General features: G+C 70.1%; 13 protein-coding genes and 1 pseudogene. 10 read left to right on the top strand and 4 right to left on the bottom strand.

Annotation, left to right across the window (positions count from 1 at the left end; translation table 11 throughout):
- Nucleotides 1-120: 120 nt before the first annotated feature.
- Complete coding sequence (locus tag ACIQMV_RS18390) at nucleotides 121-450, bottom strand: hypothetical protein (RefSeq protein WP_402593829.1); 330 nt, start codon at nucleotides 448-450, stop codon at nucleotides 121-123.
- A 675-nt stretch (nucleotides 451-1,125) separates the two neighbouring features.
- On the opposite strand from ACIQMV_RS18390, the gene ACIQMV_RS18385 reads away from it, so the two are divergent.
- From ACIQMV_RS18385 to ACIQMV_RS18360, 6 genes are all read left to right on the top strand, one after another.
- On the top strand, nucleotides 1,126-1,671 hold the full coding sequence (locus tag ACIQMV_RS18385) for a hypothetical protein (RefSeq protein WP_402593827.1): 546 nt from the start codon (nucleotides 1,126-1,128) through the stop codon (nucleotides 1,669-1,671).
- Between the two features lie 58 nt (nucleotides 1,672-1,729).
- Nucleotides 1,730-2,083, top strand: coding sequence for a hypothetical protein (locus ACIQMV_RS18380; protein WP_402593825.1), 354 nt, complete (start codon nucleotides 1,730-1,732; stop codon nucleotides 2,081-2,083).
- A gap of 361 nt (nucleotides 2,084-2,444) precedes the next feature.
- Nucleotides 2,445-2,621, top strand: a complete 177-nt coding sequence (locus ACIQMV_RS18375; RefSeq protein WP_141359968.1) for a hypothetical protein — start codon at nucleotides 2,445-2,447, stop codon at nucleotides 2,619-2,621.
- Nucleotides 2,621-2,914, top strand: a complete 294-nt coding sequence (locus ACIQMV_RS18370; protein WP_141366471.1) for a Dabb family protein — start codon at nucleotides 2,621-2,623, stop codon at nucleotides 2,912-2,914. The genes ACIQMV_RS18375 and ACIQMV_RS18370 overlap by 1 nt, the downstream gene beginning before the upstream one ends.
- Before the next feature lie 201 nt (nucleotides 2,915-3,115).
- Nucleotides 3,116-4,087 (top strand): SigB/SigF/SigG family RNA polymerase sigma factor, encoded by a 972-nt coding sequence (locus ACIQMV_RS18365; RefSeq protein ID WP_402593823.1) that lies wholly within the window; start codon nucleotides 3,116-3,118, stop codon nucleotides 4,085-4,087.
- A gap of 246 nt (nucleotides 4,088-4,333) precedes the next feature.
- Nucleotides 4,334-5,254: an RNA polymerase sigma factor SigF gene (locus ACIQMV_RS18360; protein ID WP_402593821.1), complete on the top strand. Its 921-nt coding sequence runs from the start codon at nucleotides 4,334-4,336 to the stop codon at nucleotides 5,252-5,254.
- A 256-nt stretch (nucleotides 5,255-5,510) separates the two neighbouring features.
- Here ACIQMV_RS18360 and ACIQMV_RS18355 read toward each other — a convergent pair whose 3' ends face one another.
- Entirely contained in the window at nucleotides 5,511-5,708 is a 198-nt protein-coding gene (locus ACIQMV_RS18355) for a hypothetical protein (protein WP_141359966.1), read from the bottom strand.
- A gap of 294 nt (nucleotides 5,709-6,002) precedes the next feature.
- Between ACIQMV_RS18355 and ACIQMV_RS18350 the strand changes: the two genes are divergently transcribed.
- From ACIQMV_RS18350 to ACIQMV_RS18340, 3 genes are all read left to right on the top strand, one after another.
- Nucleotides 6,003-6,497: a MarR family winged helix-turn-helix transcriptional regulator gene (locus tag ACIQMV_RS18350; RefSeq protein ID WP_402593820.1), complete on the top strand. Its 495-nt coding sequence runs from the start codon at nucleotides 6,003-6,005 to the stop codon at nucleotides 6,495-6,497.
- 14 nt (nucleotides 6,498-6,511) lie between these two features.
- Nucleotides 6,512-9,067 (top strand): MFS transporter, encoded by a 2,556-nt coding sequence (locus ACIQMV_RS18345; protein ID WP_402593818.1) that lies wholly within the window; start codon nucleotides 6,512-6,514, stop codon nucleotides 9,065-9,067.
- Between the two features lie 146 nt (nucleotides 9,068-9,213).
- Nucleotides 9,214-10,035: a YceI family protein gene (locus ACIQMV_RS18340; protein ID WP_402593817.1), complete on the top strand. Its 822-nt coding sequence runs from the start codon at nucleotides 9,214-9,216 to the stop codon at nucleotides 10,033-10,035.
- A gap of 129 nt (nucleotides 10,036-10,164) precedes the next feature.
- On the opposite strand, the pseudogene ACIQMV_RS18335 reads toward ACIQMV_RS18340, so the two are convergent.
- Together ACIQMV_RS18335 and ACIQMV_RS18330 are read right to left on the bottom strand one after the other, a co-directional pair.
- Nucleotides 10,165-10,245 (bottom strand): annotated as a pseudogene (locus ACIQMV_RS18335) (hypothetical protein); the annotation flags it as partial.
- 399 nt (nucleotides 10,246-10,644) lie between these two features.
- Nucleotides 10,645-11,373 (bottom strand): GAF and ANTAR domain-containing protein, encoded by a 729-nt coding sequence (locus ACIQMV_RS18330; RefSeq protein ID WP_402594004.1) that lies wholly within the window; start codon nucleotides 11,371-11,373, stop codon nucleotides 10,645-10,647.
- Nucleotides 11,374-11,597: 224 nt separating this feature from the next.
- Here ACIQMV_RS18330 and ACIQMV_RS18325 point away from each other — a divergent pair, with 224 nt between their 5' ends.
- Complete coding sequence (locus tag ACIQMV_RS18325) at nucleotides 11,598-11,948, top strand: STAS domain-containing protein (RefSeq protein WP_402593815.1); 351 nt, start codon at nucleotides 11,598-11,600, stop codon at nucleotides 11,946-11,948.
- The last annotated feature ends 229 nt before the right edge of the window (nucleotides 11,949-12,177 follow it).

The following is a 12,177-nucleotide window of genomic DNA, read 5'->3' as shown; positions in this document are numbered from 1 at the left end:
CGCGCATCCCCGTCTCAGTTGGCCGATCAAGAGCGGCCACCCGCTACGACAAGTAGGGCCTACGTCTTCCACGGCACCGTCACCACCGCAGCGCTCCGACTGTGGCTCCGTTCCTGAACGTCACCCCTGGAAGATCTGCCATGTTGTGCCAGAAGCCTCATCTCTGGTCGCAAGGTGGCCCAGCGGCAGGGCCGGAAGGCTGGCCAATGACGGATCATGCTCCAACAGGTGAGCTGCGTGAATCAGCCGCGGCCGTCCAAACCAGCGTGGTTCTTCAGCCGAAAACGCCTGCCAGTCTCCGTCCTCATCGAGGTGCACACGCACAACCGGCTGCCCGCGATACACGTGCTTGGACACGAACACGTGGTCATCAGGGGACAGATCTTGCACCGGGCCACAGCCGTTGTGCGCGCCGCTATCCAACTTCCCTGCCTGGTTGAGGAGCCCCATCTCAGCACATCCCTTGGACATGGGTCATCGAGGCTGCTCAAGAGATGGCTTTGCTGATCCGCCAGACACTGCCTAAGGGGACAGGGTGTCACCCTGCCCCCTCGATATCCGCCACGGATCAGATGGCGTCTGTCCAGAGCGCCAGTCGGGCCAAAGCGTCGGTCGCAATCACAGAGCGGTAGGCGCGAGCTACGGTCTCCCGCCTCGCGAGTCGAGGCGGGGGCGTTCGTATGCCCGTCCTAAGATCCGTGCACGTGGCGCACACCTTCGAGGCAGGCCGCCCCAGCCGGATAAGACTTTCCCTGCTGCCATCAAGGGCTCGCTTCGCTCGCCGTCGCTCCCGGCCTTCTGAACTGCAAGCAGTCCGATCGAAGATCAGAGATGCCGCGCACAGCGCGGCGGCGCCGGTCGGTCGCCGCCGCGCCGCCCCTCCGTGCCTTCGTCACCGGGGCCGCGCGCCGTCGCCCGCCCGCGCCCACAAGGGGGCGAAGACCAGGCCGGGGCTGGACTGAGACAGCACAGCCGAGGTCAGAACAGTGCCTCCGGCGGGGGATCGGCCGGCACCGGGATGGAGGGGGCGCCGTACCCACCCGCGGGTCCGTTGTGGTGTGCGTGGGGTGTCGGGGCTGAGGAACACCGGTGGGACGATGTGCACCGACTGAGGAATGAGGAGACATGCGCACACGCGTGACGGTCGCGATAGCGGCCTTACTGGTGGCAGCTCTGGCGGCCTGCGACAACACCGGCAGCGGCGAGGACAACAAGGCGACGCCGAAACCCTCACAGCCGCCGACAGCCGCGACGAGCACGGCACCCTCGGAGCACCTGACTTTCAATAAGGGGTACACCTGGCCGGACGGTCTGAATGTCTCCGTCATCGACGCCCGGGTGTCCACCTACTACGACGAGGCACCGCAGGCGGGGTACACCGGCTTCCGCGTGTTGCTGTACGTGTCCAACGAGGGCCAGAAGCCCGTTGACCTGCACGGGGTGACGCTCCTCGTGGACGGCGCGACGACCGGCGGCAAGGCGCTGCACACGACGTTCGAGAGCGGGTCCAAGCCCCTGGAGGGCCAGCTGGCTCCGGGGACGGGGTCCAATTTCACCGACGACTGGTCCATGAAAACGGAGTACGGCAAGCGCATCGTCGTCAGGGTGCAACGCGTGGCGGACTACTCGGGCCAGGACTTCCCCGAGTTCACCGGCGACGTGACCGGCTGAACGAGGCCGTCGTGCTCCTGGTGCGAGGCTGACGGCCTTTCTGGAGAAAGTGGGGAAAGTGAAGAGCGAGGAGATCGTAGCCCTCTTCGACGGCCGGGGCCGGATCGAGCTGACGCTCAACTTCTTGAAGGACGCCATTTCGCGCAACGTCGAGGAGATCGCCCACGCGCTCGGCTACCGGCTGCTGTCCACCGAGGTCACCGACAGCCGCACCCGCATCCGCTATCGCTTCGAACGCGACGACGCGCCGCTCGCACGCCGCCGGGCCGAGCTGACCATCGCACGCCTGCGCGCGGGCGGCCCGGTGCTCCCGGCGTGGGAGCCACCCCCGCCCCCGCCCCCTTCGCCCCCGCTACCGCTACCGCTACCGCTACCGCCCGAATCATGGCCACCCCTGCCGCCTTCACGATAGGAGGGAATATCCAGAAGTCCGGCTGGAGTACTAACGCGCAGGTCAGCGAGCGATAACTCCGCCTCAGTTTCCGTCTCATTCACCCCCGTGCGGAGACGTTCACAACGGTTCACGCGACGGGCGGGAGGACGAGGATGAACGAGGCTGAACGACTCTGGATCACGCTCTGACCAGCGCGAACAGACCTCGAAAGCGAGTGTGGCGCAAGTCACCGAGGGTTCAAATCCCTCCGCTACCGCTTCAGAAGGGCCCCGTCCACTAGGACGGGGCCCTTTGTGCGATCATCTACAGCGCTCGGCCCGGACGGTACCGACTACAGGCAACTCAGCGACCGGGAAATCACCGACAGGGGGAGGCCGCGATGGCGATGAACGCCAAGAGGATCGTCGTCTATGTGGTCGTGGTCTTCGTGCTGTACGTGATCATCACGGACCCGAAGGGGGCCGCGGGCTACGTCGAGATAGGGTTCGAGGGCATATCGGACGCCGCCAAGGCCATAGGCGAGTTCATGACGTGGGCCGCCAACGGAGGAAAATGATGATCCGCCACCTGGTCCTCTTCAAGCTCGATGAAGGCATCGAGCGGGACGACCCGCGCGTCGTGGCGGGCGCCGAGGCCTTCCGCGCCCTCGGCGGGCAGATCGAGGACCTGCGCTTCTGGGAGTGCGGCTGGAACGTCAGCGACCGGCCCATCGCCTACGACTTCGCGATCAACTCGGCGGTCGAGGACACCGACGCGCTGCGCCGGTACCTGGAGCACCCGGCCCACCAGGCGGGCGTCGCCCAGTGGCGCGAGTTCGCCACGTGGGTGATCGCCGACTACGAGTTCTGACGGCCCGGCACTTCTCAGCCGTACGGCCGTACGGATGCACGCTCGGCCCCGCATCGGAACGGTGCGGGGCTTCTCGACGTCTTATGCCCTATTTCATCCCTCAACACGTGCATATGCGGTGCTTGAACACGATGCACCTGTCTTGTGATGCTATGACCGCTTTTGACGGATGAGTTGATCGACGAAGAGGTGGCGTTGACCGTGTCGGCCAAGACTGCGCCGCCCCAGGATCCCGTCTCGACCCCGGCACCGGGCACCACCACGGCCACGGCCTCGACCGCGACCCCCGCTCCGGATCCGACCGCGACCCCCGCTCCGGATCCGACCGCGACCCCCGCTCCGGATCCGACCGCGACTCCCGCTCCGGATCCGACCTCGGATGCGGCTCCGGCTCCGGCTCCGGAGAAGCGGCGCGGTGCCGACACCCGGGCCCTCACGCAGGTGCTGTTCAGCCAGCTGAAGGAACTCGAACCCGGCACGTCCGAGCACTCCCGCGTGCGCGGGGCGCTCATCGAGGCGAACCTGCCGCTCGTGCGCTACGCGGCCGCCCGCTTCCGCTCCCGCAACGAGCCGATGGAGGACGTCGTCCAGGTCGGCACCATCGGGCTCATCAACGCCATCGACCGCTTCGACCCGGACCGGGGCGTGCAGTTCCCGACCTTCGCCATGCCGACGGTCGTCGGCGAGATCAAGCGCTACTTCCGCGACAACGTCCGCACGGTCCACGTCCCGCGCCGGCTGCACGAGTTGTGGGTGCAGGTCAACAGCGCGACCGAGGACCTGACGACCGCCTTCGGCCGCTCCCCCACGACCGCCGAGATCGCCGAGCGGCTGCGCATCACCGAGGAGGAGGTGCTGTCCTGCATCGAGGCCGGACGCTCGTACCACGCGACCTCCCTCGAGGCGGCCCAGGAGGGCGACGGGCTGCCCGGGCTGCTGGACCGGCTCGGCTACGAGGACCCGGCCCTGGACGGCGTCGAGCACCGCGACCTGGTCCGCCACCTCCTCGTCCAGCTTCCCGAACGGGAACAGCGGATCCTGTTGCTGCGCTACTACAGCAATCTGACCCAGTCGCAGATCAGTGCGGAACTCGGCGTGTCCCAGATGCACGTGTCCCGGCTACTCGCCCGTAGCTTCCAGCGATTGCGATCCGCAAACAGGATCGACGCGTAACCGGGAAGAGCGAATCACCCATCAGGGCACTTCCCGACATCTTCAAGCTGAAAAGCCGTCAGACCCCTTTTTTCCAGGGCCGATTCGGTTCTGACTTGTCGACAAGTCCCTACAGCGCGTTGCCGACATGTGACATTCTGCGGGAAGCGCGTTTGCCGTGGCTTCGGCTCCGGTATTCAGGTGAGGGCTGCGTTCTCCTCGTCAGAGAGCGTGGCCGCGACCGTCCCGCGACCCAGAGGGGGTGGCATGTCCGCAGACCAGGGCAGCTCCAAGGTGCTGACGCTCACGAAGAGCGAGACGCCCTCCCCGGCGCTCGAGCCGCTCGACGCCCTCGACGACGTGGCGGCCCTCGAGGCCGCTCCCGCCCCGGCTGTTCCGGCCGTGTCGGCCTTGCCGGCCTCGGAGATCATCGACACCCGCACCCTGTCCCGCTCCCTGTTCCTGCGGCTCGCCGCACTCGACGAGGACAGTCCCGAGCGCGTCTACGTCCGGGACACCCTGATCGAGCTGAACCTCCCGCTGGTCCGTTACGCGGCGGCCCGCTTCCGCTCGCGCAACGAGCCGATGGAGGACATCGTCCAGGTCGGCACCATCGGCCTGATCAAGGCGATCGACCGCTTCGACTGCGAGCGGGGCGTGGAGTTCCCGACCTTCGCGATGCCGACGGTCGTGGGCGAGATCAAGCGCTTCTTCCGCGACACCTCGTGGTCGGTGCGGGTGCCCAGGCGCCTTCAGGAGCTGCGTCTGGCGCTCACCAAGGCCAGCGACGAGCTCTCGCAGAAGCTCGACCGCTCCCCGACCGTCACGGAACTGGCCGCCGTGCTGGGCGTGTCGGAGGAGGACGTCGTCGACGGCCTCGCAGTCGGCAACGCCTACACCGCCTCCTCGCTGGACTCCCCGACCCCCGAGGACGACGGCGGCGAGGGCTCCCTGGCCGACCGCCTCGGCTACGAGGACACGGCGCTGGAGGGCGTGGAGTACCGCGAGTCGCTCAAGCCGCTGCTGGCCAAGCTGCCGCCCCGGGAGCGGCGGATCATCATGCTCCGCTTCTTCGCCAATATGACCCAGTCGCAGATCGGCGAGGAGGTCGGCATCTCGCAGATGCACGTCTCCCGGCTGCTGACGCGGACGCTGGCACAGCTGCGGGAGGGGCTCATCAGCGACTGATCCGCATGGTCCGGCGCCTGTCGCTCGACGGGGCGTCGGACATCACGGCGCACTGCCGTGGTGACGTCGACTCCTGGCCGCCGAGGCGCCTTCGGGCGCGTCGGCGGCCGTCGTATGTCTGGGAGCCGTTTCCCGGCCGCGCGCGGGGCGGCGGGGCCGGCGGAGAGGGAGCCGACGGGGGAGAGGGGGCGGCTGGCGCCGGTGGACGGAGACGGGAAACCGGAAAGAGTGCTTCGTACCGAAAGGGCGGTTCGCCCTACTTGAGCGCGAGCCAGGCGACGGCCGCGACGACCGCCACCGCGGCGACGACAGCGACGATCAGTCCGACACGCGGGCCGGAGGATGACGCCTGCTGCTGCGCGCTCTGGGGAGGCGCGTCGTCGACGAACGCGCGGAACATCTGGGTGCTGCCGGCGGGGTCGTAGTTGCCCTGCGGGCCCTGGGTGTTAGCCATGGCCCGAGACCCTAGCGAAAACGCTGCCGCCGCCCAAGCGGGGGGCCCTGCAGCCCATTTGGCATCCCACCTGGCACCCCGCCCGGCGCGCCACTCGGCAGGGAACTCCGACGGGCGGCTGGATGCCGACCGCGTCGCACCGCGACCTCTGGACGGCGGACGACACTTCACCTGCGGGTTTACATTCGCCAATACTTGCCTTTGCCATGTTTTTGCGCCGCCGGGGCCCGATTTGTTTGCCTGTGGCAACCAACCACTCTACGGTTGCCCTGAGCAACGAATTCGGGAGGTGTGATGGCCGAGCAGGCGCAGTACGAAGAGCTTGCGCGTCAGCTCAGTGCCGTCGGAGCCGTGAAACGGGACATGGGGCGGATCCTGCCGCCCGACTGCCCGGCCGGCTCGGCCGCCGTGCTGACCCTGCTCGGCCGCCACGGGGACATGCGCATGAGCAAGCTCGCCGAGCTGCTCTCCGTGGACATGTCGGTGACCAGCCGGCACGTCGCGCACGTCGCCGCACGCGGCTGGATCGAGCGGATCCAGGACCCCGCGGACAAGCGTTCGCGCATCCTGCGCCTGACGCCCGCCGGGCTGGACCAGCTCGACGAGCTGACCCGGCGGAGCACCCGCCTGCTCAGCGAGCGGCTGAGCGACTGGACCGACGACGAGGTCGGCCAGCTGATCCGGCTGATGACACGCCTGCGCGCCAGCTTCGGCGACTGCCGTTCCGCTCCGGCCCGGACCCCCGCCCCCGTTGCCCCCAAGACCACCCGTACACCCGCAAGCACGTAAGAAAAAGGAAGCCCATGGCAACGACCACACCAGCCGGTGTGCGGGCCCACGCCAAGCACGGAGGAGGCTCCCCCGGCAGCGCTCCGATGACCCACCGGCAGATCATGGAGGCGCTCTCCGGGCTGCTGCTCGGCATGTTCGTGGCGATCCTGTCGTCCACGATCGTCTCCAACGCGCTGCCGCACATCATCGGCGACCTCGGCGGCGGCCAGTCCGCCTACACCTGGGTGGTCACGGCCGCCCTGCTGTCGATGACCGCGGCCACTCCCCTGTGGGGCAAGCTCGCCGACCTCTACAGCAAGAAGGCGCTCGTCCAGATAGCGCTCGTCATCTTCGTCCTGGCGTCGGCCTGCGCGGGCCTGTCCCAGAACCCGGCCATGCTGATCGCCTGCCGTGTGGTGCAGGGCATAGGCACCGGCGGTCTGTCCGCCCTCGCCCAGATCGTCATGGCCGCGATGATCTCGCCGCGGGAGCGCGGCCGTTACTCCGGCTACCTCGGCGCCACCTTCGCCGTGGCCACCGTCGGCGGCCCGCTGCTCGGCGGTGTCATCACCGACACCTCCTGGCTGGGCTGGCGCTGGTGCTTCTACGTCGGCGTGCCCTTCGCGGTCATCGCGCTGATCGTCCTGCAGAAGACCCTGCACCTGCCCGTGGTGAAGCGCGAGGTCAAGGTCGACTGGGGCGGCGCGTCCCTGATCTCCGCCGCCGTGTCGCTGCTGCTGATCTGGGTCACCTTCGCCGGGGACAAGTACGCCTGGCTGTCCTGGCAGACGTACGCGATGGTCGCCGGTTCGATCGTCCTCGGTCTGCTCTTCGTGCTCGTCGAGTCCAAGGCGAGCCAGCCGATCATCCCGCTGCGGCTGTTCCGCAACCGCACCATCACGCTGGCGTCGCTCGCCTCCCTGTTCGTCGGTATCGCGATGTTCAGCGGCACCGTGTTCTTCAGCCAGTACTTCCAGCTGGCCCGGGACAAGTCCCCGACGATGTCGGGCGTCATGACCATCCCGATGATCGGCGGTCTGTTCGTCTCCTCCACCGTCTCCGGACAGTTCATCACCCGTACCGGCCGGTGGAAGGGCTGGCTGGTCAGCGGTGGCGTGCTGGTGACGGCCGGGCTCGGCCTGCTCGGCACCATCCGCTACGACACGGAGTACTGGAAGACGGCCGTCTTCATGGCCCTGCTGGGTCTCGGCATCGGCATGATGATGCAGAACCTGGTGCTGTGCACGCAGAACCAGGTCTCTCCGAGCGACCTCGGCTCGGCCAGCTCCACGGTCACCTTCTTCCGTTCCCTCGGCGGTGCGGTCGGCGTCTCCGCGCTCGGCGCGGTGATGGCCCACCGGATCACCGACTACGTCAAGGACGGCCTGGCCGACCTCAGCCCGAAGTACGCGGCCGCCATGTCCGCCTCCGGCACGAGCGACACCATCCCGGACATGAACGCGCTGCCCAAGCCGCTGCGCACGGTCATGGAGAGCGCCTATGGGCACGGCATCGCCGACATCTTCCTGATCGCCGCCGCGCTGGCGGCGGTGGCCTTCCTGATCACCCTGTTCATCAAGGAGGTCCCGCTGCGGACCAAGGGCGCGCTGGCGCAGGCCGGCGAGGCCGAGCCCGCGCCGGTGGACCCGGCCGCCGCTCCCGTCGTCGCCGAGGCCCGGTCCGCCGAGGCCGCGGCCGGCTCCGCCGGGGAGCGGGTGCCCAGCTGGGCGATGGCCGCCTCCCCCGCCGAGGGCGCCGGCACCGGTCCCGAGGGCACGCAGCGGCTGGCCGCGGTCGCCACGGTCGCGCCCGGCGCCGGTGCCGGCGGCGGGATACCGGTGCACGGCTTCGTCCGGGGCGCCGAGAGCGCGCCGGTGCCGCAGGCCGCGGTCACGCTGATCTCGCTGGCGGGCCGCCAGCTGGGCCGGTCGGTCGCGCAGGCCGACGGCGCCTACACGGTGGACGCGCCGGGCGCGGGCTCGTACGTCCTGATCGCCTCCGCCGACGGCTTCCAGCCGCAGGCGTCCACGGTGGTCGTCAACGGCGAGCCGGTGGCGTACGACATCCTGCTCAGCGGCACCAGCGGACTGGGTGGTGTGGTCCGGGCCGCCGGGTCCGGGCTGCCGGTGAAGGACGCGATGGTGATCGTCACCGATGTGCGCGGTGATCTGCTGGCCACCGGGACCACCGGGGAGAGCGGCGAGTTCTCCTTCGCCGAGCTGGTGCCGGGCGCGGTGACCGTCGCGGTGAACGCCGCCGGGTACCGGCCGCGGGCGCTGCCGGTCGAGGTGGGCGGCACCGGGGTGACCCGGGTCGAGATCGACCTGGAGGCCGGGGCGCAGCTCCAGGGCGTGGTCCGCGCTCCGCACGGTCCCCTCGCGGACGCCCGGGTGACCCTGGTCGACGCGGCGGGCAACGTGGTCGGCACGTCCACCACCGGCGCGGACGGGGCGTACGCCTTCACCGACCTGAACGGCGGTGACTACACCGTCATCGCGACGGGCTACCCGCCCGTGGCGACCGCCCTGACGGTCACGGGCCGCGGTGTCGATGACCACGACATCGACCTCGCCCACCCCGGCGAGTAACCCCGGGCCAGAGTGCCCATGAGGCCCGGGCAAGGTCCCGGGTCTCGGTCCGGCCCGTGGCGGGGCGCGCTCCGAGGGGAGCCGCGCCGTGCCGCGGGCCGGTCGCTTTCCGACCATTTTGCAAGGCTGTGCAGGGAGAGAACGGGATGGGACTGACCGCGAGGATCCGCACCCGGGACGGATGGGCCGTGTCGCACGCGGTCGTCACGATGACCGATATGACGGGCACGCAGGTGCTGCGGGCCGAGGCCGACGCGGAGGGCGCCGTACGGGACACGACGGTGCTGGGACCGGGTGCGTACACGGTGATCGTCACGGCGGTCGGGTACGCGCCCGCCGCCTCCAGCGCGATCGTCACCGCGAGCGGCCGGGCCGAGGTCGGCACGGTGACACTGGCCCGGCAGGGCGGCGCGGAACTGCCCCCGCCGGGGCCGTGGACCATCGACCCGGCGCACTCCTCGGTCGCCGCGGTCGCCCAGCACCTGGGGATCTCCAGCGTGCACGGCCGGTTCACGGACTTCGCCGGCACCGTCGAGATCGCCCCCGACGACGTCACCAAGTCCCGTGTGGAGGCGGTCATCCGCGCCGACTCCATCGACACCGGCAACGGCATGCGCGACGGCCATCTGAAGTCCCCGGACTTCCTGGACGTGGAGCGGCACCCGCGGATCACCTACCGTTCCACGGGTGTGGCCGCCGCCGGCCCCGACCGCTGGACCGTCCACGGCGAGCTGGGCATGCGCGGCGTGGTCCGCCCGGTCGACCTCGACCTGGCCTACCTCGGCACCGGTGCCGACCCCTGGGGCGGCACCCGCGCCGCCTTCCGGGCGACGACCGAGCTGCGCCGGGAGGACTTCGCCATGAACTACAACCAGGTCCTCCAGGCCGGTATCGCGGCCATCGGCACCACTCTGAGGGTCGAGCTGGACATCCAGGCGGTCCAGGGCACCGTGCTCCCCGCGGCATAGTCCACCGGCCCCGCGGCCTGCCCCACCGGCCGCCGGACGGGGGGGGCGGCCCGGGTCCGTGACGCGGGAGACCAGGTCCGTGGCCAGATCGCGGAGTTTGGTGTTCCGGTGCTGGGAGGTGTGGCGCGGACGGTCCAGGGCCTTGCCGGCGTCGCCCCGTTCCCGGGCCGTCAGGACGCCGATCGCCTGGTCGATGGCGCTGCGGGACACCAGCGCCGTGCGCACGTCGGGCACGGCGGCCCGGTCGCGTTCGAGACGCGGGGGCGAGGTCAACGGCGTCCGCGGCGCGGGCGGCGAAGGCGCGGGCCCGGTGCCGGTGCCGGCCCGCCCTGAATGCGCCGGGCTCTAGGCCGTAGAAGTCGATCGCGGCGCCCGCCTCGCCAGTCACGACGAGCGGGAGCGCCCGTACGCACCGGACGCCGACGGGCCCTGACCGGCTCCGACGGGCCCCGCCGGACAGCGCGTACGGCATGTACGCGGGCCGGCGGGTCTCGGCGGCCAGGTCGGAGAGTCACGCTTCACCGGGCTCTTCGAGCAGGAGGACGCCCCCCATTCGCCGCACCGGACGCGGCGCTGGTGTCCCCCGGACGCCGATCAACTCCCCGTCGCTCATCTGGCGTTGTTCGTATCGACGATCCGGCGGGCGAGGTCGCGCAGCTTGACGTTCTCCCGCTGCGAGGCTCGCACCAGGCTGTCGAAGGCCTCCGCCGCGTCGATGTTCAGCCGCTCCATGAGGATGCCGGTGGCCTGGCCGATGAGGTCCCTGGTGCGCATCGCCTCGGTGAGCTGCTCGCGCACGGTCACCGAGTCCAGGGCGAGGCTGACGTGCGCGGTGAACAGCCGTCCGACGCGCGTCGCGGCGTCGTCGAAGACGTCCGGCTTGCGGGCGTAGACGGTGAGCACGGTCAGCCGCCGCTTGTCGGCGCGCAGCCGCAGCGCGAGCGCCGAGCGCAGCCCCAGGCCGGCCAGCGACGCGCCGCCGACCTCGGCCTCACTGTCCGTCAGGTGCACGACGGGCGCGCGCCACAAGTGATCCCAGTACGGTGACGGGCCGCCCCCGTCACCGTCACCGGACCTTTCGGCGGTGCGCACGAGTGCGTCGGTCCAGGCGACCGTGCGGCGGCCGCTGCCGCGCTCCAGCACCGAGATGCCCGCGTGCTCGGCGCCCGGCAGCAGGCGCACGGCGAGCCCTACGGCGGCTCGCATGGTGCTGTGCGGGGTGACCGTGTCGTGCAGTTGCTGAGCCGCCGTCGTCAGCGCTTCGGCCAGCTCGAGATCTCCCGGAAAACGGGGCAATTCAGAAAAGTCGGACGCAGGCACCACGAACCTCTTCGGCATGCACGGCCACACGGCCATGCGCAGGAGAGCTCCGCAGCACATTCCCGACTGCGAGCACAGGACGAACAGAACTTTATCTCGTCCTTCCCAGCAGGTTCCGCCTGGTTGACGGTCGGCCCCAGCCCCTGTGAACCGGCACGCGGGAATGGTGCAATGGAGCCGGACGGGTCGGGAAGCGGCCTTTCGAGACCGGATGGACCTCTGCCTTCTACCAGGTGAGTGCGGTGACCCACTTCCCGAGCCCCTGCCGGGCGCGCGACCACCCCGGCCGCTTCCTGCTCGTCCTGCCCCCGGAGATCGACCTGTCCAACGCCCCGGCCCTGCGCGCCGGCGTCCTGGCCTTCGCCGCGGCCCGCGCGGGCCGGCTGGACGTGCTGGTCCTGGACCTCACCCACACCCGCTTCATGGACTCCCAGGGCGCCCGCCTCGTCGAGGACGTACGGCACGGGCTGCCCTCTGGAGTGCTGCTCCGCGTGGTGGCGAGGCCGGACGGCGTCCCGTACCGCGTCCTGGAGGTCACCGGGGTCCGCCGCGACGTGCCCGTGCACGACGGCCTGAGCGGCGCCCTCGCCTGAGCGAGCCGGGCGCAGGACACGCGACGGGCTCAGCCGGCGAAGGGCCTTGGCCCCGGTCGGTCCTAGTGCTGTGACCGGAAAGGTTCACCGGCTCGCGACGCCCGGCACGGCACCTCGCCGCGTTGTCGCATCACCCGAGTACATCCCGTACGCGGGCAATGCTCCGCCTTGCGATGTACCGCACCGGACGCCGCGAGCTTCCCGGCAAACCTTCCCGGCCACAGCACTA

It is taken from the genome of Streptomyces sp. NPDC091412 (assembly GCF_044756885.1).
Classification (GTDB): Bacteria; Actinomycetota; Actinomycetes; order Streptomycetales; family Streptomycetaceae; genus Streptomyces.
This window is presented reverse-complemented; position numbering and strand designations above follow the sequence as displayed.

Bases quoted from the DNA above. Each gene is read 5' to 3' on its own strand.
- ACIQMV_RS18385 (WP_402593827.1), top strand. From the start codon at position 1,126: ATGCGCACACGCGTGACGGTCGCGATAGCGGCCTTACTGGTGGCAGCT.
- ACIQMV_RS18340 (WP_402593817.1), top strand. From the start codon at position 9,214: ATGGGACTGACCGCGAGGATCCGCACCCGGGACGGATGGGCCGTGTCG.
- ACIQMV_RS18330 (WP_402594004.1), bottom strand. From the start codon at position 11,373: ATGCCGAAGAGGTTCGTGGTGCCTGCGTCCGACTTTTCTGAATTGCCC.
- ACIQMV_RS18390 (WP_402593829.1), bottom strand. From the start codon at position 450: ATGGGGCTCCTCAACCAGGCAGGGAAGTTGGATAGCGGCGCGCACAAC.
- ACIQMV_RS18370 (WP_141366471.1), top strand. From the start codon at position 2,621: ATGATCCGCCACCTGGTCCTCTTCAAGCTCGATGAAGGCATCGAGCGG.
- ACIQMV_RS18345 (WP_402593818.1), top strand. From the start codon at position 6,512: ATGGCAACGACCACACCAGCCGGTGTGCGGGCCCACGCCAAGCACGGA.
- ACIQMV_RS18350 (WP_402593820.1), top strand. From the start codon at position 6,003: ATGGCCGAGCAGGCGCAGTACGAAGAGCTTGCGCGTCAGCTCAGTGCC.
- ACIQMV_RS18360 (WP_402593821.1), top strand. From the start codon at position 4,334: ATGTCCGCAGACCAGGGCAGCTCCAAGGTGCTGACGCTCACGAAGAGC.
- ACIQMV_RS18375 (WP_141359968.1), top strand. From the start codon at position 2,445: ATGGCGATGAACGCCAAGAGGATCGTCGTCTATGTGGTCGTGGTCTTC.
- ACIQMV_RS18355 (WP_141359966.1), bottom strand. From the start codon at position 5,708: ATGGCTAACACCCAGGGCCCGCAGGGCAACTACGACCCCGCCGGCAGC.